This is a genomic window from Exiguobacterium sp. s48 (genome assembly GCF_018617395.1).
GTDB lineage: Bacteria > Bacillota > Bacilli > Exiguobacteriales > Exiguobacteriaceae > Exiguobacterium.
On sequence record NZ_JACSKC010000001.1, the window covers coordinates 989584 to 1008373 of the forward strand.

Annotated in this window: 25 protein-coding genes; 6 read left to right on the forward strand and 19 right to left on the reverse strand. The window is 47.3% G+C overall.

Features of this window, described 5'->3' with window-relative positions; translation table 11 throughout:
* Nucleotides 1–25: 25 nt before the first annotated feature.
* The 7 genes from KNO66_RS05095 to rnz are packed head-to-tail and all read right to left on the reverse strand — an operon-like array spanning nt 26 to nt 4687.
* Entirely contained in the window at nt 26–358 is a 333-nt protein-coding gene (locus KNO66_RS05095; protein WP_214741028.1) for a hypothetical protein, read from the reverse strand.
* A 41-nt stretch (nt 359–399) separates the two neighbouring features.
* On the reverse strand, nt 400–945 hold the full coding sequence (locus KNO66_RS05100) for a hypothetical protein (protein ID WP_214741030.1): 546 nt from the start codon (nt 943–945) through the stop codon (nt 400–402).
* Complete coding sequence (locus tag KNO66_RS05105) at nt 927–1874, reverse strand: ATP-binding cassette domain-containing protein (protein WP_214741032.1); 948 nt, start codon at nt 1872–1874, stop codon at nt 927–929. Before KNO66_RS05105 ends, KNO66_RS05100 begins: the two co-directional genes overlap by 19 nt.
* The gene (locus KNO66_RS05110; protein ID WP_251128058.1) at nt 1852–2538 is read right to left on the reverse strand and encodes a hypothetical protein; all 687 of its coding nucleotides are present in this window, start codon (nt 2536–2538) and stop codon (nt 1852–1854) included. Before KNO66_RS05110 ends, KNO66_RS05105 begins: the two co-directional genes overlap by 23 nt.
* The gene (locus tag KNO66_RS05115) at nt 2489–2899 is read right to left on the reverse strand and encodes a DUF4430 domain-containing protein (RefSeq protein WP_214741034.1); all 411 of its coding nucleotides are present in this window, start codon (nt 2897–2899) and stop codon (nt 2489–2491) included. The genes KNO66_RS05110 and KNO66_RS05115 overlap by 50 nt, the downstream gene beginning before the upstream one ends.
* Nucleotides 2896–3780, reverse strand: coding sequence for a hypothetical protein (locus KNO66_RS05120; RefSeq protein WP_214741036.1), 885 nt, complete (start codon nt 3778–3780; stop codon nt 2896–2898). Before KNO66_RS05120 ends, KNO66_RS05115 begins: the two co-directional genes overlap by 4 nt.
* 1 nt (nt 3781) lies before the next feature.
* Complete coding sequence (rnz, locus tag KNO66_RS05125) at nt 3782–4687, reverse strand: ribonuclease Z (protein WP_214741038.1); 906 nt, start codon at nt 4685–4687, stop codon at nt 3782–3784.
* A 73-nt stretch (nt 4688–4760) separates the two neighbouring features.
* On the opposite strand from rnz, the gene KNO66_RS05130 reads away from it, so the two are divergent.
* Nucleotides 4761–4934: a hypothetical protein gene (locus tag KNO66_RS05130; protein WP_214741040.1), complete on the forward strand. Its 174-nt coding sequence runs from the start codon at nt 4761–4763 to the stop codon at nt 4932–4934.
* 45 nt (nt 4935–4979) lie between these two features.
* Here KNO66_RS05130 and KNO66_RS05135 read toward each other — a convergent pair whose 3' ends face one another.
* Together KNO66_RS05135 and KNO66_RS05140 are read right to left on the reverse strand one after the other, a co-directional pair.
* A complete protein-coding gene (locus KNO66_RS05135; RefSeq protein WP_214741043.1) occupies nt 4980–6107 on the reverse strand; it encodes a M20/M25/M40 family metallo-hydrolase in 1128 nt (375 codons plus the stop codon).
* 173 nt (nt 6108–6280) lie between these two features.
* On the reverse strand, nt 6281–7279 hold the full coding sequence (locus tag KNO66_RS05140; protein ID WP_214741045.1) for an aromatic acid exporter family protein: 999 nt from the start codon (nt 7277–7279) through the stop codon (nt 6281–6283).
* Between the two features lie 68 nt (nt 7280–7347).
* On the opposite strand from KNO66_RS05140, the gene KNO66_RS05145 reads away from it, so the two are divergent.
* Nucleotides 7348–8427, forward strand: a complete 1080-nt coding sequence (locus KNO66_RS05145) for an N-acetylglucosaminidase (RefSeq protein WP_353048562.1) — start codon at nt 7348–7350, stop codon at nt 8425–8427.
* A 45-nt stretch (nt 8428–8472) separates the two neighbouring features.
* Here the strand turns inward: KNO66_RS05145 and KNO66_RS05150 are convergent, their stop codons facing one another.
* On the reverse strand, nt 8473–9102 hold the full coding sequence (locus tag KNO66_RS05150; RefSeq protein ID WP_214741047.1) for a hypothetical protein: 630 nt from the start codon (nt 9100–9102) through the stop codon (nt 8473–8475).
* A 180-nt stretch (nt 9103–9282) separates the two neighbouring features.
* Here KNO66_RS05150 and fadH point away from each other — a divergent pair, with 180 nt between their 5' ends.
* A complete protein-coding gene (gene fadH, locus KNO66_RS05155; protein WP_214741049.1) occupies nt 9283–10047 on the forward strand; it encodes a 2,4-dienoyl-CoA reductase in 765 nt (254 codons plus the stop codon).
* A gap of 38 nt (nt 10048–10085) precedes the next feature.
* Here fadH and KNO66_RS05160 read toward each other — a convergent pair whose 3' ends face one another.
* From KNO66_RS05160 to KNO66_RS05195, 8 genes are all read right to left on the reverse strand, one after another.
* On the reverse strand, nt 10086–10661 hold the full coding sequence (locus KNO66_RS05160) for an HD domain-containing protein (RefSeq protein ID WP_214741051.1): 576 nt from the start codon (nt 10659–10661) through the stop codon (nt 10086–10088).
* 2 nt (nt 10662–10663) lie between these two features.
* On the reverse strand, nt 10664–11338 hold the full coding sequence (locus tag KNO66_RS05165) for a metal-dependent hydrolase (protein ID WP_214741053.1): 675 nt from the start codon (nt 11336–11338) through the stop codon (nt 10664–10666).
* A gap of 30 nt (nt 11339–11368) precedes the next feature.
* On the reverse strand, nt 11369–12091 hold the full coding sequence (locus tag KNO66_RS05170; protein ID WP_012726547.1) for an amino acid ABC transporter ATP-binding protein: 723 nt from the start codon (nt 12089–12091) through the stop codon (nt 11369–11371).
* The gene (locus KNO66_RS05175; RefSeq protein ID WP_012726548.1) at nt 12088–12747 is read right to left on the reverse strand and encodes an amino acid ABC transporter permease; all 660 of its coding nucleotides are present in this window, start codon (nt 12745–12747) and stop codon (nt 12088–12090) included. The genes KNO66_RS05170 and KNO66_RS05175 overlap by 4 nt, the downstream gene beginning before the upstream one ends.
* Before the next feature lie 60 nt (nt 12748–12807).
* A complete protein-coding gene (locus KNO66_RS05180; protein WP_214741055.1) occupies nt 12808–13599 on the reverse strand; it encodes a transporter substrate-binding domain-containing protein in 792 nt (263 codons plus the stop codon).
* Nucleotides 13600–13781: 182 nt separating this feature from the next.
* The gene (locus KNO66_RS05185; RefSeq protein WP_214741057.1) at nt 13782–14123 is read right to left on the reverse strand and encodes a DUF952 domain-containing protein; all 342 of its coding nucleotides are present in this window, start codon (nt 14121–14123) and stop codon (nt 13782–13784) included.
* Nucleotides 14124–14179: 56 nt separating this feature from the next.
* Nucleotides 14180–14608: a BrxA/BrxB family bacilliredoxin gene (locus KNO66_RS05190; protein WP_214741059.1), complete on the reverse strand. Its 429-nt coding sequence runs from the start codon at nt 14606–14608 to the stop codon at nt 14180–14182.
* Nucleotides 14609–14643: 35 nt separating this feature from the next.
* The gene (locus KNO66_RS05195; RefSeq protein WP_214742385.1) at nt 14644–15828 is read right to left on the reverse strand and encodes a class I SAM-dependent methyltransferase; all 1185 of its coding nucleotides are present in this window, start codon (nt 15826–15828) and stop codon (nt 14644–14646) included.
* A gap of 99 nt (nt 15829–15927) precedes the next feature.
* On the opposite strand from KNO66_RS05195, the gene KNO66_RS05200 reads away from it, so the two are divergent.
* The 3 genes from KNO66_RS05200 to KNO66_RS05210 all read left to right on the forward strand — a co-directional run bounded on the left by KNO66_RS05200 (nt 15928) and on the right by KNO66_RS05210 (nt 17432).
* Entirely contained in the window at nt 15928–16701 is a 774-nt protein-coding gene (locus KNO66_RS05200; RefSeq protein ID WP_214741061.1) for a sporulation protein, read from the forward strand.
* A 118-nt stretch (nt 16702–16819) separates the two neighbouring features.
* Nucleotides 16820–17200: a hypothetical protein gene (locus KNO66_RS05205; protein ID WP_214741063.1), complete on the forward strand. Its 381-nt coding sequence runs from the start codon at nt 16820–16822 to the stop codon at nt 17198–17200.
* 16 nt (nt 17201–17216) lie between these two features.
* The gene (locus KNO66_RS05210; protein ID WP_214741065.1) at nt 17217–17432 is read left to right on the forward strand and encodes a hypothetical protein; all 216 of its coding nucleotides are present in this window, start codon (nt 17217–17219) and stop codon (nt 17430–17432) included.
* A 37-nt stretch (nt 17433–17469) separates the two neighbouring features.
* Here the strand turns inward: KNO66_RS05210 and KNO66_RS05215 are convergent, their stop codons facing one another.
* On the reverse strand, nt 17470–18789 hold the full coding sequence (locus KNO66_RS05215) for a dihydrolipoamide acetyltransferase family protein (protein ID WP_214741067.1): 1320 nt from the start codon (nt 18787–18789) through the stop codon (nt 17470–17472).
* Nucleotide 18790 lies beyond the last annotated feature (1 nt).

Sequence of the window (18790 nt, forward strand, 5' to 3'; positions counted from 1 at the left end):
AGGAGCGCCCTCAGGGTCGCTCCTTTTATGGTTCAGAATGTAAGCGAGATACGTTCACAAGCCGATATAAAAATACACCTGCCGGAATCATCGTCATGAGTGCTGTAGCGATTACGGCTCCCCACGCGATCACGGCACCGAGCGTCAACCCTCCCGACGTGAGTTGGTCCATGATACTCAGTTGTTCTACTGAAAGAACGATCATGAGTGCTGGCCATACGCTCGCCGCGAGGATGCTCAGCATCGCGAAACGGGCTCTCGTGTAACGTTTTGCCAATAGAATCAGGTTTAGCACGATAAACAATAATCCTACGAGTAGAAACATACCGACTTCTGTGAGATTGATATATGCACCCATCCGTCGTTCACCTCACTCAATATGATTTGACTATTGTATATTTACCCGAGTTGACGAAGGAATATGCGCTCGAACAAGGGACGAATCATGATTAAAAAGAAGACATTTGAGATACCGTGGGCAAGGTCAAATGGGAAGCTGAGTAAAAATAACTTCACGACATCCGTACCAATCACCTCAATGAACGCCAAGTTTGTCATCCATCCATATAAAAAGCCCGATATCAGTCCGAAAAGTGACAAGAGGACCGTCGATTTTAATAAAATCGGCCGAAAAAGACGTACGAGTACTACGACGAGTAGCCACCCTAAAAACTGATAGAAAACGAAAGGACCTATTCCGAGCAACAGTCCTGATAAAATCGGCACAAAGAGGGCGAGAACGGCTGCCCCGTTCAAGCTGACTAGTAAAGCCGTCAACATTAAGATGGCCGTCGTCGGTTGAACATTCGGAATCGTCATGAAGAGCCACCGCCCCATGACGGCAAGTGCTAACAATTGAACGAACGGTTGGATGGGTGCAGTCGATTTTTCAAACCGGTACAAGACGAACATGGCAGTCGAGAAAGCTAAGACGTATGTGACCATAGCGTACTCCGTTCTTGAAAGAGTGAACGTTCTCCGTGAAAGACGACTTGACCGCTCGCTAGATAAATCACATCCGTCGCAACCTGTATGAGTTCCATGTCATGTGTAGCACAGACGACACGGGCCGACTTTGCCTTTTGTTGAAGCGCTTCAAGGAATGCATCCCGCTCACCTCTCGTCAAATCTACAGTCGGTTCGTCGAGTAGAAGGACACTTGACGGATTGTGGAGGACGGATTGAAGTTGGGCGACCCGTCGCTTCTCTTCTTGTGGGAACGGGCCAACATCAGGGTTAGCCGGAAGATAGACTGCCCGCTCCCCTCTCTTCACTCGCCCCTGAAGCGGACGCCTACTTTTGGCGAATAGTTCGAGTAAGGTTGACTTTCCACTCCCGTTCGTCCCAACGCAAACCGTGAGGCCGGGTTCTTTCATCTGAACCGTCACGTGGTCAATCGCATACGTCGCTTGCAGAGGATGTCGATAGGATACGTCGGTTGCATCGATGGAAGGAGTCGTCTTTGATTCGATGAATGTGAATGTCACTTCGCCCGAAGGTTCTTTCGCTCGCTCGGTATAACCGATTCGCACCCCGATTCCAGCTATTCGACGGAGCAACATCTCCAAGTGCTCTCTTCGAAATTGATCAAGATGGCGAAACGGTTCAATCAGGACGATGGAGTCTGGTCGATTTAACAGCGCATAGGCGACTCGAACAATCTGTTGTTCGCCGCTCGAACAGGCATCGAACCGCTTCGGATAAAGCGCATCGATTTGTAAAAGGGTGGCGAGTTCCGCGCCTCGAAAAGGATCGACGCTCGAAAGTAAGTGTCCGACTTTCCCAGAGAACGATTGTGTCATCTCGATTACAAGTGGACTGTGACGTTTGACATACAGCTCAAACGAGCCGTCAACGGTAGATAACCATTGCATCACGCATCCCTCCTTTCGTGAGATATGGATAGATCAGCCAAAAGCCAACGAACAGATGGAGTGTGGCCCAACCCATGACTCCAATGAGGACGATTTGCCACAAATCTTCCAGGCGAAAGCGCCGTATCGGTTCTACGGCAAACTTCGGCTCAGTTTGCTGGCTTTCAATCCCGATTTGTACACCCTCTTGCCAAGATGCTTTTGGATGACTCCTGACCGCTTGGCGTACCGCCTGCTCCATTGACGGGATGAGTGCCCATGCACCGTATAAGAGTGAAGACGATCGTGGAAAGTTCGATACGAGCGGGAGCAACCGTTCGAGACGAACGATGCGCGCGATCCATAACATTCCGAGTAAAAAGGCGGCCAATTTCAATAGCTGACGCCATATGTATGCATAAGAAATTTCCCAACCAATCAGGATGGGCATGATTGAAATCAGACCAAACGCAATGAGTATAGAGAGCATCGGCCAAGGGAAACGGCGTTCAACAATAAGTAGGATCAGGATTCCAATCACAAAAAAGGTAACATTGCCGACATTCATCAATACGTACAGATGACTGAGGAGATAGAAAAGGAGCGTGACAGGATGTCTACGCTCCCAATCTGCCTCATTCGAAGAAAGCCACTGCATCTTCTTCGAACCGCCATTGAATGACATCCGTCGATTCTACTTCTTTGGCACCGGCACCTTCATCTCCCGGTGCGCCGTTAAAAGCAAATACCCATCCTGACGATTGTCCTTCTGATTTTTCTTCGATGCCTTCGATGGCCGTCACGTAAGACATGTCACCGTTTCCTGTCACTTCGAGGTCTAGCCCCGTCGCTTTCAATGCATCGAGCACGGTCGCGTCCTCTTCAAGACAGACACTCTTTTCTTGATAGAGGGTTTCCTCCGTCGCGGCATTGTATACAGAAATGGTCGGGCTAACATCGCATGCCTCTTGTTGTGCTTTTTCTCCGCCACATCCGACAAGGAGGCCGGTTGCTAGTAGAGAAATACTCAAATACGGTTTGATCATTCTGTCAAATCCTCTCGTTGATGTATCGAATAGTTATATAGGATCGCAAACCGTTCCCCCGAACTTCGTCCTTCTTGTGTCAGACCGACGAGTTGGATACTGTTGGCGAGAACCGGTTCACGCTGTAGCCAAAACTTGACGAGCTCGTGATCTCGGTTGATCATAAGCATCGATTCATTCTCAAACGTGTACATATCATACAACCCATCGTACGAAAGTTGTAAGATGGGTGCAGACACGACGTCCGTGTATTCTTCCCATGAGGAATCTTGTAAAGTAGAGAGCATATGGTCAAACTCTACTAGTTTTTCAAAGAATGCACGACCGGACTCCTTTCGAAGTTCATCGACCTGTTCGTAGGATAATTGTCCATCCGCATACGTCACGCGAATCTGTTGAAACGATTCGGCTCGCTCAACCATGAGTAAATATTCGATGGTTTGAACGTTTCCATCCCGATCAATTTGCAGTTTTCCTCGATCTAGTTTGATTGAATCGCTATTGATGCGTTGTAACAGTTTTTCTGTCATGTCATCAAACGATTCGTCTGTGACGGAAACTGCACCGATCTGCTGGGATTCAGCCCGGAATCCCGACTGGTCAAACAATGGGACGAAAAGTAAGACGAGAAAGAAAAAGAATCCTAACAGCGCCCCATACCATTTATACCGACTATTCTGTTTCGGAAAGAATAAAAAAGACAACAGAAAGCCAATCGGAATGTGGAACCCGCCAATGGGAAATGACACAATTCCGAGTAACGAATAGAATAAGAACTTTGGAAAGAAGTTGGCTTCCGGCTCTTTTAATTGATTCAATCGAATCCCTAACAGAACGCTGATTGCTAAAAACGCGGCCCATACATAGAGTTGAATGGTCACATCAATCCCCCACTGTATATTCTAGAAAGTCGTTCGCCACAAGACTCGATGGAAAATCCGAAACGACCTCTTGTTCAAATTCTTCCTCTCGTCCGACATAACGAGCAGAAATATGCGTGACAATCAATTGACCGACTGCAGATGTCTTCGCTAGCGTAGTCGCTTCACGTGTCGTCGAGTGACCATATTTTCGAGCGAGCGGTTGTTCACTTTCCATGAATGTCGCCTCATGAACGAGAAGATCCGCATTTTCTGCTAAATAGCGCGCATTCTCACATGGGGTCGTATCTCCAAGGATCGCAACTACTTTGCCCGGAGTCGGTTCAGTGACGTATTCTTTAGAGCTGTACCATTTTCCTTCATATTCAAATTGTTCTTCTTCTTTTATTGTTTTATAAATCGGTCCACTCGGAATGCCAAGTTCTTTTACTTTATCGACACGTAGCATCCCCGCTTTTTCTGGACCCTTGATTCGAAATCCATATGACGGGAACCGGTGCTCTAATTTTCGCACAGTAACGAGATGGTCGTCTTGTTCAAATGTGTCGCCATCCGAGTACTCGATGACGGTCAATTCATATCCAAGATGCGATCCTGTGACACGTAATGTGGACTCTAACCATTTCTTCAATCCTTTCGGTCCGTACACGGTCAATGGGGCAGTCCCATCTAGGGCAGAGCGGGTCGATAAGAATCCAGGAAGGCCAAACACGTGGTCACCGTGAAGGTGTGTCACCCATACCGCCGACACTTTTCTCGGCTTGAGCTTTGTATAAAGCATTTGATGTTGTGTGCCTTCACCACAGTCGATCAACCAAGTAACCTTCGGAAGCTCAAGAGCGAGTCCTGAGACATTTCGCTGTTTCGAAGGCATTCCCGACCCGGTTCCTAAAAACTGTAACTTCATAAATATTTTAGTCCTTTCTTCAAGTCGTTTCATGCTATACTTGACGTAATCGCTGAAAAGGATGTGATTTGTGATGACCAAAGCGGAACAACCCGAATCAATCTATGAGACGATTCGAGAACGCGCAGCTTTGATGAATCGCTTGCACCAACAGGAACAGGGCACCTCTATCCGAATTCAAGACATAGCGATGGAACTTCATTGTACAGACGAATTGATTTTAGAGTCACTGGAGTTCGCAGCATAACGAGTACGAACACATACGAAGAGCCGACGAATGGTCGGCTCTTTTTTATTTCTCTGTGGATGCGACTTCTTCGACGATTGTGACGACATACTCGACAAGTTTATACAACTCTTCAAGTGGCATCCGTTCGTTCGTCGTATGAATCTCTTCATAACCGACTGCCAAGTTGACGGTCGGGATTCCACCGCCGGCGATGACGTTGGCGTCTGATCCGCCTCCAGAATGAAGAATTCGAGTTGGGCGTCCGATTGTCTGAGCTGCGCGTTTCGCCACTTCAACAACTTCATCCCCTTCTTCAAACTTGAATCCAGGATACATGATGTCGATCTCGACTTCGGCACGACCACCAAATGACTCCGCCACTTCGATATATGCTTGTTTCATCGTTTCCGCCTGCTTCTCCATCTTCTCATGGATGAGCGAGCGGGCCTCAGCAAGAACTTCGACATAGTCACACACGATGTTTGTCGCGCGGCCCCCTTCGAAGCGTCCGATGTTCGCAGTCGTTTCTTCATCGATACGACCGAGTGGCATCTTCGCGATCGCTTTCGCTGCGATTTGAATCGCCGAGATTCCTTTTTCCGGTGCGACACCCGCATGGGCCGTCTTCCCGTAAATTTTGGCGTTTACTTTCGCTTGAGTCGGTGCTGCGACGATGATGTCTCCAACCGGCCCATCCGAATCAAGGGCAAAACCGAACTTCGCATCGATTTTCGATAAGTCCAATACCTTCGCACCGACGAGACCCGATTCTTCCCCGACCGTGATGACGAACTGGATTTGACCGTGTGGAATTTGTTTTTCTTTCAACACACGCACGAGTTCGATCATCGCCGTGAGTCCTGTCTTATCATCCGCTCCGAGAATCGTCGTTCCGTCTGTAACAACGTATCCGTCCTTGATACTCGTCTTGATTCCTTTACCTGGGGTTACCGTATCCATGTGTGAAGTAAAGTAAATCGGATCGACATTTTCTTTTGTTGCAGGCAACGTGATGATTAAGTTGTTACCAGAGTGTGCCGTCTTCGTAGATGCATCGTCCTCGTAGACGTCGCAACCAAGCTCAGTGAATACCCCTTTCAAGTGTTCACAGATGACCGCTTCTTCCTTCGTTTCTGAATCAATGCCGACCAATCCTAAAAATGTGTCGAGCACGCGTGTCTCGTTTACCATAAACAACATCCCTCCATCCAAACATTTCTCGACTATTATAACAAACTCCCCTGGATTGCACGAATCTTTTCCATTCTGTACAATGATGGCAAACACGTATATGGAGGCAAACCATGAAGAAAAAACAGAAAAGACGACAACGCATCATTCAAATCGGCGTCGTCGTCATCGTCTCAATCTTTTTGATCAGCACGTTTCTCTCGAGTATGACCATGTTCTTTTAAGAGCAAAATGTATCGCTCTTTTAAGATCAAGTAACTTTTTACATCTGACAGAATATTCAACAAGGATGAGCGTACCTCAAATTCCTCACGTGTCGTGGGGAGAGGTACGTTTTTTCGATAATGTTCAATCATCTCTTCAAGCTCCTGCAAAAAAACAGAGGCATCCGCTTGTTCGTTCACATGGTCCCCAACACGTCGTAAGAATGTCGCGACCGGTTTCGCCTCATTCACAACCATTGTGATCTCTCTAGCATTGTCAGCAACCCGTTTGAGAATATCGTATTGACGCTCGCGCATCCTGAAGTATAAATAGTCCATATCTTCGTTACGCTTCCCGATTGAGTTGCCCATACGACGAAGGGCTAAATCTTTGCCTTCTTTCAAATAGTCTCGCGTCTTGATGAGCATCATCGAATGGTTGTTATAGACACCGGTCTCGACACATGCTGCCACATCGTAGAAGAGCACAGCGAGCGAACGGTCAATGCTATCCTTGATCCGATCAATCTCACGATCAAGCGTCGGCATATACATGTTGACGACAAGTCCGACTCCTACACCTATCGCGATCAATAACAGCTCATTGACGAATAGTTCAAGCGAAAATTGTCCCTCCGTATAAAGGTGAGTCAAGATGACGACACTTGTGATGAGCCCATCTTGCAGTTTCAATTGTTGTACGAGCGGAATGAAGATGACAAAATAGAGTGTGAGCGTCACTGGCGAATAGCCAAGTAATGTGAACATCGCCGCGCCCATCCCGATGGCGAGAAGACTCGCTATGACCCGCTCATATGATGCCCGAATCGATTTCTTTCGGGTCTCTTGAATGCTCAAAATGGCAATGATGGCTGCGAATACAAAATAATCAAGATGAATCGTCTCGGAAATGAGCATCGCGATACCTGCTGCGACCGCGGTCTTTAACGTCCGCGTTCCAATTTTCATATGGATTTCCCCCTTCTCCATCAAATTGTTGACTAAATCAACTCGTTTGGCAATTCAAAAGTTTGGAAGTGATTCGATTGAAACGAAAGAAAAGACTTAAGGGTTGGTCGATGATTGCGACACTCAGTCTCGCCATCGCAGCCTTTTTATGGATTCAATCTTCCCGTGAAGATACTTATACCGTCGAAACGGTGACAAACGGTGACCGTGTCACCCGTTCGTTTGAAAGCCTAGCTGAGGCAAAACGATACATGGCAGCGGGAAACAACCGAACGCTCTTTTCCCCATCCGGAGAGGTCCTCGACTTTACCGGTACGGGAGTCGTCGTCACTCCAAGTGATGCCATCACTCACTTATATAAAGATGCATCATTCCAAAAACGTCAATCATATGTTGCCGGTGGGACTCGACTCCAGTTACTCGAACGAGGTGAAAACCATTTAAAAGTACGTATTTCAGGAGCGGACGTCTATGTCAAACCCGATCAGATGGCATTGTTCCCAGAAGCTGTCGTAAAAAGACGTGGCTATTATGAAATTCGAGATGGGGATGTCTATCACTCGGTCGAGGCGAACGCGAATCTCGCTGGCACGTTTCTCGTCGGACCGACAGAGAAGCGTTCCAAAGACCGTTATTATACGGAACGTGTCGAAGACGTATTCGATTCTCCGTATCAGTTCGCTTCCATACGGTCTACATCTCCGTATTCCGCCAAAGCGTTTGATCAATATTTAAAGAGCATCGACTCCCCTCTCTCTGGAGAGGGAGCTGCCTTCAAACGTGCAGAAGAGACTTACGGAATCAATGCATTGTTCTTACTCGCGGTGGCCGGTCATGAGTCTCAATTTGGAACGTCCGACATCGCTCGGGAAAAACGGAACCTATTCGGCTTCCATGCAACAGACGACGATCCAAGCGGAAATGCCACATCGTTTGATACCGTCGAAGCGAGCGTCAAGGCGGCTGCAGAGCTGTTTGCGACCAAATATGTAAAAGGTCCATACGCACGCGGAGATTACCCTGGTAACAAACAAAAAGGAATTAACATCTTTTATGCGTCAGACCCGTATTGGGGCGAGAAGGTCGCCGGTACGATGTACACGATCGACCGAGAACTCGGTTTGAAGTACTTGAATACCATCCAATAACTAGTAGCCCGGCTCATATGAGGCGGGCTATTTGATGTCCGGAGTTCATAGAGTGCTCCTCACTTCACCCTCGTACAGTTCAATGAGACGATTGTTGTCGAGCACCTGATCAGTCGTCTCTTCATATCGTTCCGTGATGAGTGGAATCAACTCTTCCCATAGGACCCATTTGATATATTGATCACGATACAGGTTATGATTGAGCTCGTACACACTGATTTCTTTCGCCTCTGCAAGGCGTTTTTGTGACGGCAACACAGTCGCATCTGGTCCCTTTTCAATCCATTCATCCACTTCTTCATCGGTCACGACAACGCCATACGTATCTTTTGCATAGGATACCCAAGCCCGTTCAAATTTAGCCTGATTGATTGCACGCGATATGAGTTGATCTACATCGATAGATTTGTCAAATTGAATCGACGCTACATACATCCGCTCCGCCAATGTTTGTTCTAATTCACCTTGTATGTTTGGAGCTACCTCCTGTTTAAATCTCAAGAGGATTTCTCTCAAGTCTTCCACTGTTAATTCCGAGTTATTTTTTGTTTCTGTTTGGACGAACATCGTATTTTCGACCGGTTCAGTCACTTTTAATGAATCAGACCGATTGATGAGTGCAAGTATTCCGACAATGACGATAACGAATACGGTCCATCTAGCAATGCGCTTCATCTTACATCGTCTCCCTTTCTAGATTCACGGCATGGTTCTAAGTATCAATTGTTACATCATATGTATACGTTTCAAGTCAAGGGAATGATTCAATATGAATCACTATCTTATTGAAGGATTTTCACATCACAAGACGAATACTATAAATGAACGACCATTCATTTTTGAGGGGGAATTAGGATGAAAACGATTTGGATTACCGGGGGATCGTCCGGTATGGGGAAAGCGATGGCGTTAAAATTTAAACAGGAAGGATGGAACGTCGCCATTAGCGGTCGAAACGAGGAACGGCTGCAAGAAGCGATGAACGAATTGAATGCGATCAGCTCAGGTCAGGCAATGAGCGTTCAACATGACGTTCGTGATTATGAAGGATGCGCTCAAGCACTCGCAGACATCGTATCCGCATATGGGCCGGTCCACGCACTCGTCAATAACGCCGCCGGTAATTTCGTCTGTCCGACACTCGAGTTGTCTCCGAACGGATGGGCTAGCGTCATCGACATCGTCTTGAACGGAACATTCAACTGTACCCATGTGCTCGGAAAACATTGGGAAGCAGACGAGATTCGCGGAGGCTCCATCATCAATATGGTGGCATCATACGCATGGCAAGCCGGTCCAGGGGTCGCGCCGAGTGCAGCAGCGAAAGCTGGCGTCCTGAATTTGACACGAACACTTGCCGTTGAATGGGGCTATCAGTTCGGAGCTCGCGTCAATGCAATCAGTCCTGGACCGATTGAGCGGACTGGAGGTGCTGAAAAGCTCGTATCCCACGTGAAGGAAGTGGAGCGCATTCGCCGTAACGTACCACTTGGACGTTTTGGGACACCTGAAGAAATCGCGGACTTGGCATACTGGATGGCATCCGACGAGATGCGTTATTTGAACGGGGATTGCATCTCATTAGACGGTGGACATTGGCTCAACAAACATCCATTCTAATCAAAAGGACGACCGAGACATTTATCTCGGTCGTCCTTTTATTGATCGATTCCATCCCACTCTTCGTGAAACTGTTCTAAAAACCGCTCCATGAACGCATGACGGGACATCGCCAATTGTTGTGCTTTAGCGGTATGCATACTAGACGACAGCTTCAACAATTTATCATGAAAATGTTGAATCGCACTTTCCGCTGACAAATCGAGCGGTGTACCGCGAGAACCCGCAAACTGGAACGTTCGCGCAATGCCGATCGCCCCGATCGCATCAAGACGGTCGGCATCTTGCAAGATTTCACTTTCCCGGGTCGTCGGCGTCATTCCTTTTGAAAAAGAAACCTCATCAATCAATGCTTCCACGAAATGTATTTGCGCTTCTGTGATATCGAGAGTAGCCAAATGTTGTTTGACGAGCCCTTTTTGTCGGCCGAGCTTATGGTCTTCCACGTCATGTAAATAAGCGGCTAATAGAAGTCCCGAACGATTGACTGGTTCATGTTCCATCAAGCGCTCCACGAGTCGAACGACTCGCTCGATATGCGCAAAATCGTGACCTGTCTCATCATTTGCATGAACCGTTTCGACGAACTTTCTCGTCGCTTGTATCACGTCCACACTTAAATCTCGATTGTCGTATTCGGTTCAATCAATAGGCCACGACGGTGCAATTGGTCACAAAATGCCTGAGCATCTTGTTTAATCGGCGGGAACGTATCAAAGTGAATCGGGACGACACGTTTCGCTTGTAGCCACTGCGCCGCATCCAATGCATCTGTCGGTCCCATCGTGAAGTTATCTCCGATTGGAAGGAAGGCGACATCGATTTCAAAACGTTCTCCATACATTTTCATATCGGAGAAGAGACTCGTGTCTCCCGCGTGATAGAGTGTCAACGCATTCGTCTCGATCATGAATCCAGCCGGCATGCCCATGTAGACAGGAGTGTCTCCCATGTCAAAGCTTGAACTGTGAAATGCTTGCGTCATCGTGACACGCCCGAATGGAAAGGCATGGCCTCCCCCGATATTCATCCCATGGACAGAGTAGCCTTTTTTCTCGTAATACGTCGCGAGCTCATGTGTCGCCACGATGGTTGCGCCAGATGCCTTCGCGATCAATTCGACATCTTCAATATGATCGAAATGAGCATGTGTGAGTAACAAATAGTCCGGACGTAGTGTAGACGGATCTACGTCTGTATGGGGATTACTCGTTAAAAACGGGTCGATCAAGACGTGTACCCCATCAATCTCTAGTCCAACTGTCGCATGTCCGTAATACGTGATCTTCATGTGCATTCATCCTTCCTCTATGAAATCAGATTACAACACTTTCTCTAAGAAACGTTTCGCCCGGTCTGTTTGTGGATTTAACAATAGGTCAGCCGGTTTGCCTTCTTCCATCAGGATTCCTTCATCGAGGAAGAGGACACGGTCAGCCACTTCACGGGCAAAGCCCATTTCGTGTGTGACGACGACCATCGTCATTCCTGTCTCTGCTAACCCTTTCATGACGTCAAGTACTTCATTGACCATCTCCGGGTCAAGTGCTGACGTCGGTTCATCAAATAACATGACGTTCGGCTCCATCGCCAAGGCACGCGCGATCGCGACACGTTGTTTTTGTCCACCAGAGAGTTGGCTCGGATAGGCATCGATTTTTTCAGAAAGACCGACACGTTCGAGTAATTTTTTTGCACGCTCAAGTGCTTCCGTTTTACTAACTTTCAACACGTTGATTGGTGCGTACGTCAAATTGTCCAATACACTCATGTGCGGGAACAAATTGAACTGTTGGAACACCATTCCGATATTTTGACGTGCTTTTGCGACGTTCGCCCCTTTTTTCGTGAGTTCGAACCCGTCGACACTGACCGTTCCACTTGTCGGGATTTCAAGCATATTTAAACAGCGTAGGAATGTCGATTTACCAGATCCAGACGGTCCGATGACAGCTACCACTTCACCACGTTCGATTGTCGTCGTGATTCCCTTCAATACTTCTAAGTCACCAAATTGTTTGTGTAGGTCTTTTACTTCGATCATCTTCCATCACTCTTTCTTAACCGTTTTTCTAGACGTTGTCCAAGATACGTCAAGATCATCACTATCGTAAAGTATATCACACCGGCGAAGAGAAGCGGTTCGAAGTAGATCGCCTTCTGCCCACCGACGATTTGCGCGCGACGCATGATATCGAGCACCCCGACCGTCGAGACGAGGGCAGACTCTTTCGTCAACGTGATCATCTCGTTCACAAGAGCAGGTAAGATGTTCTTGAACGCCTGTGGCAAGATGATGGAACGTAATTGTTTGACGTATGGGACACCGAGAGCATCAGAGGCCTCCCACTGTCCTTTATCAACCGCTTGAATACCTGCGCGAATAATTTCCGAAATATACGCCCCCGAGTTAAGAGAGAAGGCAATGACGGCTGACTGGTATGGTGTCGTGATGTATCCAGTCAGTTGCGGCAATCCGAAGTGGATGATGGCGAGTTGCAAGATGAGCGGCGTCCCACGGAACACGGCCGTATAAGCATGTCCGATGAAGTTAATCAGACGATTCGGGACGATTTTCAATGTAGCGACAACAATCCCAAGTGAGATCCCGATCAATGCCGAGACGATCACCACTTGGAACATGACTGGAATCCCCTCGAGTATGTAAGGGATTGAATCATAAATCCGGCTAAAGTCCATAGTAAGTTCCTCCTAAAAAAAGGCTGACCGATTCATCTTCAGTCAGCCTCGTACGATTCATTATTCGGCTGGTTCAGCCTCTTCTTCAAACCATTTTTGTGCTAACTCTTCGATTTCTCCACTGTCGATCATCTTCTTCAACTCTTCGTTGAATTGATCGCGTAGTTCATCGTCTTTACGGAAGGCAGCAGCAGAACCTGCTTCTTCTTCGTCTACGATTTCGAATGTTGTCAATTCACTGTCTTGCTCAAGATATTTCTTCGCGACCGTATCTTCGATGACCATCGCATCGATACGTCCTGTCTTGATTTCTTGAATGATCTCAGGAATCTTGTTCAACGAAACGATTTCAGCATCTGTGATTTGGTCCTGTGCGATTCCTTCTTGAATCGAACCGAGCTGGACGCCAATCTTTTTGCCTTTCAAATCATCAAGTGATTGAAGCGAATCATCTTTCGATAAAATCAAGTTTACCGCTGTGAAATAGATATCCGAGAAATCAGCATTCTCTTTTCGCTCTTCTGTCGGTGTCATCCCCGCCATAACGAAGTCGACACGACCTGCATTGAGAGCTCCAAGCAAGCTACCGAAGTCCATGTCTTCAATTTTCAATTCATATCCCATGTTCTCTGCCACTTTTTTGGCGATGTCGATATCGAATCCGACGATTTCGTCCCCATTCGCTGTATCGACGAATTCATACGGGAAGTAATCGGCACTCGTCCCCATGACGATGACTTTGTCATCCTCACCATCGGTCGATGTCGATCCTCCTTCGTTCACGTCTGCCCCACATGCGACTGAGAACGCGGCTAGTCCTGCTAAACATAATGCTAGAAAACCTTTTTTCATCTTCATCTCCCTTTCGTAGTTGAATGATAATTATCAGAACTTTAACAAAATTATGACATATGTGTGAACGTAGCTCAACTGTTCTATGACACATCAGTTGTCCGACTTGTGTCTTCAACCACTATATACACATAATTATTACTTGTAAAGTATATTCATGCAAATTATACAAAAAAAGAAGGTCACATTCGCTCGAAGGCGAAATATGTGACCGTTCCATTGTCGCGAGATCCATACGGTTGAACCTGTTTGACGGAAGACATCGGGATGGCACTATACACGTGAGGATAGCGTTCTCCGTCCTCATCTAACTCATAATGTAACAGTTGTCCAAGGCGGTTGACGTGCAGCGAGACAAGGACAACCGACTTCCCTGGATACGATTCTTTAACGACTTTTCCAATCTGTTGCGGTGTACAACATTTAATCGTCCCTTCCGATTGAAGCGACGGTTCATTGATTTCACCGCGTGACAGGGCAATCATATATTCTGCCTCCGTCATGATTTTGATGACTGGTTCCATATACTCTGCCCCTTTTCACAAAAGCGCAAAGGCAATGCCTTTGCGCTGATCCGTAATTATGCGAAGTAGATGTCGAACAGTGTTTTTAACTGGTCGACAAGTTCTTCCGCAGTTGACGACTCGATTTCACTACGTTCTACCATCGTCACGATGTTACCATCCTCGAGGAGGGCAATCGACGGTGAAGACGGTGCATATCCTTCAAAATATTCACGTGCGCGGTCTGTCGCTTCACGGTCTTGACCGGCAAATACCGTTACGAATTGGTCAGGCTTGACGCCTTCCATCTTATTTACGTATGCAGCAGCTGGACGTGCAATCCCGCCTGCGCACCCACATACCGAATTGACGAGAACGAGTGTCTTCCCTTCTTTTTTAAGCGCACTGTCCACCTCTTCTGGTGTCGTGAGCTCTGTGTATCCTGCAGCGCGGACTTCGTTACGCGCTTGTTCGACTACATCTTGAAAATATAATTGAAAATCCATGTTGTTTCCCCTTTCGACATTTCGTCTGTACTCTCTTATTTTACGTCTTGTTCTACCTCGAGGACAAGTCTATCGCTCAATTCGCGTTCTAAGAACGGGTCTGCCCCTAACATCTGTTTGAAGGCGAGGTAACGCGCCTTTGTCACTGCAGTCGCCACACGGTTCGTCAAATAGGCACGAATCATGATGTTCTTCGGCGTATGCTCGAGATCGATAAATTCAAGTAATTGGGCATCATACCCGACGAGACCGAGTAGTTCAGCCCGAATCGAATCTGTCGCCAGGGAAGCGAAACGCTCTTTGATCAATCCATGTTGGAGCATCACATCCAAATTAGGCGCGTGAATTTGACGATTCAATTCCTTTTGACAGCACGGTACACTCAAGATGACTTTCGCTCCCCAGCGAACGGCACGGGCCAATGCCATATCGGTCGCCACGTCACATGCATGAAGGGTCACGACCATGTCAACAGCCGTTTCTCCTTCATACTCATTGATGTCCCCGACTAAAAACTCGAGTCGCTCATATCCAAGATCTTTTGCGATCGATGCACACTCTTCGATGACTTCTTTTTTCAAATCGAGCCCTGTGATATGGACGTCATACCCTTTCATCTCATGAAGGAAATGATAGAGCGCGAACGTCAAATACGATTTACCTGAACCGAAATCGAGAATGCGTACAGTGCGGTCCGTCGGTAAATGTTTAAGTGAATCTTCAATGAATTCAAGGAAGCGGTTAATTTGTTTGAACTTGTCATACTTTTGACGCTTCACTTTCCCGTCCGCTGACTGAATGCCGAGCCGGATTAGAAATGGAACTGGTTCGTCGAGCGGGAGCACGTATTGTTTTTCCCGATTATGACTCAGTTGGACTTCTTTTTGAGCCGTCTGCTTTTCTTTCAATGTCACTTTGAATTTTTTCGATAATTGGAACTGAAGGTCGGATTCTTTTAATTGAAACTGTCCTTGACGGAACGTTTCGAGAAGCTCATTCAATTCCGCGACTGCCTCGTCTGGTGTCAGGTTTTTATGGCTCATCACTCGTTCGTATTGATACTCGAACTGGATATGATACGCATTTCGTAACATAACCGGTTTCAATTTGACCCGTCGGAGATCGCTAGATTTTTGGCGGGGTTGACTGATGGTCGCCGACACGAGATGATTTGATTGGATGACGTCTTCGAGACGTTCTTGTAACGCTTTATATTCCAATGGATTCAATCCTTTTTTATAAATTTTGAAACATATCGTTTCACCTGTCCGTACATACTATTACACGAAGACGACGTTACGTCAAAGGAGGATACACATATGTTTAAAAAGATTTTATCATCAATCGGAATCGGTGCCGCAAAAGTCGACACACGCTTAAATGAAAGTCACTGCACGCCCGGCGGTGAACTACATGGGGTCGTTCATGTGGAGGGAGGTTCGGTCGAACAGTCCGTCGACAGCATCTACCTTTTCTTCAACACGTTGTATAAACATGAGGTGAACGATAAATCGACATACTCGACGTTCACGATCGAAAAAATTTTATTGAATGAGGCACCGTTTATGATCGGTCCCGGAGAAGTGAAAGAGATCCCGTTCACAGTCAACGTTCCATTTAATACACCACTCTCTGTGAGTCAATCGAAATCATGGATTGAAACGGGCCTTGATATCGCCCAAGCCGTCGACCCGAAAGATGAGGATGCGATCACCGTGCAACCGAACGTAGCCCAACAAGTCATATTAGATGCGATGGACGAGCTCGGCTTCCGTTTGAAGAAAGCCGACACGGAGATGCTCCCGGCACGACATCGTTCAGGACGTCTCCCGATTGCACAAGAACTTGAATATTCAGCGAACGGTTCACGATTCGGTCGCCAATTGGACGAGGTAGAAGTCGTCATCTTACAAGAAGAGGGTTCGATTGAACTTCTCATTCAAGTCGACCGCAGTGTCCACGACCTCGGTAGCCTTTTCGCAGACTTGACGGGCTCTGACGAATCGACGCATCGTGTGCGATATGACGTCGCACGTTTATCAGTTGCTGAAGTCCGTCGCGACATCGAAGGGATGATTGAACAATCAATCTAAAAAATTGGCTGACACGTCATTTTTATGAATGGCGTGTTTTTCTGAGGTATTGAATTTCAATATCCATTATTTTACAATAAACATATGGAATCAACTCTTCTCTGGAGGTGACTACATCTTGCTTGCTTTAATCATGATCGGGAGTTTCGGTCTTGCAACGCTTGCCTCACCCATTCTAGAGACTAGTCTTTCTAATTCACTCGCTTTCTTCACGCTTGGTGGGCTCGAAGTGCTGATTGGTTTGATTGCCATGTGTCTCATGCGCAATCCGTCGACAAACGCCTTATCCTTCATGAAGTTCATGCCCTATCTCGTACTATTGATTCATTTCCCTGCCTCACTCCTTTTGCTTTGGATTTCTTCGGTCAGACATGATGGGGTCTCTGCATTTTCATTAAACTATATCTTCATATACTGGTTGTTCATGCTCCTGTTCGTCGTGATCAGCAGATTGACGTACCGTATCCATCAACGACGATTTCAGAAGGCGCTTGATTAGAAAGGATGATTCAACGTTGCATTTACTTCAGTTACTCCAAGACCGAGAAATCCCGCTTACACTATTCGCGACACTCGGCCTATTCAGTCTCATGTTTTCGTTCGCACTGTACAAATCCAAACCACGACTCTCCAAAGGACTCGTCACAATGGGCATGTCCTTGTCGTTTCTTCTCCTATTGATCTCAGCCGTCAGTTTCTTTTTCACGCTATTCATTGGCTATAACTCATAAAAAATGGAGGCACTCGATCGAGAGCGCCTCCATTTTTTCAATATACGGTATATGTGTTCGGGTCAATCGACTCGAGCGATTGTTTGATTGCTTGCAAGAACTGACCTGCGACGAGACCGTCGAGGACACGGTGGTCGACCGACATACAAAGGTTGACCATATCGCGTGCCGCAAACATTCCATTCATCCATACCGGACGCTTCACGATCGACTCGACTGATAGGATTGCCGCTTGTGGGTAGTTCAAAATCGGTGCCGATTGGATCGAACCAAATGCACCTGTGTTGTTGATGGTGAACGTCCCACCACGCATTTCTTCTGCCTTCAAACGGTTCTCACGCGCACGTGACGCCACGTCTTGAAGGGCCACGGCGAGGCCTTTAATGTTCTTCTCATCCGCTTGGCGAATGACCGGTACGTAAAGGGCGTCGTTTGCCGCGACGGCTACCGAGAGATGGATGTCTTGGTGAACTTTGATGTGATCTCCTGCCCACTCCGAGTTCATCATCGGATACTTCTTCAATGCCTCGATGGTCGCTTTCATAAAGAATGGCATGAACGTCAATTTGACGCCTTCTCGCTTCATGAACTCATCTTTTAACTTCGCACGTGCCTCGACGAGGTTCGTCACATCGACTTCAATCATGAGCCATGCGTGTGGCGCCTCATGCTTCGAGCGGACCATATTGTTCGCAATCGCTTGACGTACCCCGGCTGTCGGAATCGATTCATAACGTCCAGAAGACGTCGATGATGATGCGACCGGTTGTGACGGTTCAACGACAGGACGTGGCGCTTCAGTCGGAACGTCCATCTTTGTTTGTACCATCGTCTCTTGGACAGGTGCTTGTGTCGCTTTCTCAGGAGTCGATGCCGGACGTCCTTCTGATAAGTAACGAAGAATATCTTTCCGCGTGATCCGACCGCCTAGACCGCTTCCGCTCAGTTCATTCAAATCGATATCATTCTCGTTGGCGAGTCGGATGACAGCAGGTGAGTATCGACCGTTTCCACTCTGTTTTTTCGGAGTAGTGGCGACCGCTTGCTTAGAGACGGGTTCTGCAGGTGTCGTTTCTGCAATCGGTTCGGTCTTCGTCTCAACTGCAACTTCCTCCGCACTTTCAACTTCCATCGTCAATACCGGTGTCCCGACGCTGACCGTCTCCCCTTCTGGAATGAGGAATTCTTTCACGATTCCTGCACTAGTCGCCGGAATCTCGGCCGTCACTTTATCCGTCATGACTTCCGCGAGTGGTTCATACTCTTCTACACGGTCGCCCGGTTTGACGAGATAGGTCGTGATTGTTCCTTCTGTCACACTCTCCCCAAGTTGGGGCATAGTAATCGTTTGTTCCATG

Bases quoted from the DNA above. Each gene is read 5' to 3' on its own strand.
- KNO66_RS05190 (WP_214741059.1), bottom strand. From the start codon at position 14,608: ATGGATTTTCAATTATATTTTCAAGATGTAGTCGAACAAGCGCGTAAC.
- KNO66_RS05105 (WP_214741032.1), bottom strand. From the start codon at position 1,874: ATGCAATGGTTATCTACCGTTGACGGCTCGTTTGAGCTGTATGTCAAA.
- KNO66_RS05180 (WP_214741055.1), bottom strand. From the start codon at position 13,599: ATGAAAAAAGGTTTTCTAGCATTATGTTTAGCAGGACTAGCCGCGTTC.
- KNO66_RS05130 (WP_214741040.1), top strand. From the start codon at position 4,761: ATGACCAAAGCGGAACAACCCGAATCAATCTATGAGACGATTCGAGAA.
- rnz (WP_214741038.1), bottom strand. From the start codon at position 4,687: ATGAAGTTACAGTTTTTAGGAACCGGGTCGGGAATGCCTTCGAAACAG.
- KNO66_RS05140 (WP_214741045.1), bottom strand. From the start codon at position 7,279: ATGAAAATTGGAACGCGGACGTTAAAGACCGCGGTCGCAGCAGGTATC.
- KNO66_RS05170 (WP_012726547.1), bottom strand. From the start codon at position 12,091: ATGATCGAAGTAAAAGACCTACACAAACAATTTGGTGACTTAGAAGTA.
- KNO66_RS05150 (WP_214741047.1), bottom strand. From the start codon at position 9,102: ATGAAGCGCATTGCTAGATGGACCGTATTCGTTATCGTCATTGTCGGA.
- KNO66_RS05200 (WP_214741061.1), top strand. From the start codon at position 15,928: ATGTTTAAAAAGATTTTATCATCAATCGGAATCGGTGCCGCAAAAGTC.
- KNO66_RS05135 (WP_214741043.1), bottom strand. From the start codon at position 6,107: ATGGTAAACGAGACACGCGTGCTCGACACATTTTTAGGATTGGTCGGC.
- KNO66_RS05215 (WP_214741067.1), bottom strand. From the start codon at position 18,789: ATGGAACAAACGATTACTATGCCCCAACTTGGGGAGAGTGTGACAGAA.
- KNO66_RS05165 (WP_214741053.1), bottom strand. From the start codon at position 11,338: ATGAAGATCACGTATTACGGACATGCGACAGTTGGACTAGAGATTGAT.
- fadH (WP_214741049.1), top strand. From the start codon at position 9,283: ATGAAAACGATTTGGATTACCGGGGGATCGTCCGGTATGGGGAAAGCG.
- KNO66_RS05185 (WP_214741057.1), bottom strand. From the start codon at position 14,123: ATGGAACCAGTCATCAAAATCATGACGGAGGCAGAATATATGATTGCC.
- KNO66_RS05175 (WP_012726548.1), bottom strand. From the start codon at position 12,747: ATGGACTTTAGCCGGATTTATGATTCAATCCCTTACATACTCGAGGGG.
- KNO66_RS05110 (WP_251128058.1), bottom strand. From the start codon at position 2,538: ATGTCATTCAATGGCGGTTCGAAGAAGATGCAGTGGCTTTCTTCGAAT.
- KNO66_RS05115 (WP_214741034.1), bottom strand. From the start codon at position 2,899: ATGATCAAACCGTATTTGAGTATTTCTCTACTAGCAACCGGCCTCCTT.
- KNO66_RS05095 (WP_214741028.1), bottom strand. From the start codon at position 358: ATGGGTGCATATATCAATCTCACAGAAGTCGGTATGTTTCTACTCGTA.
- KNO66_RS05100 (WP_214741030.1), bottom strand. From the start codon at position 945: ATGGTCACATACGTCTTAGCTTTCTCGACTGCCATGTTCGTCTTGTAC.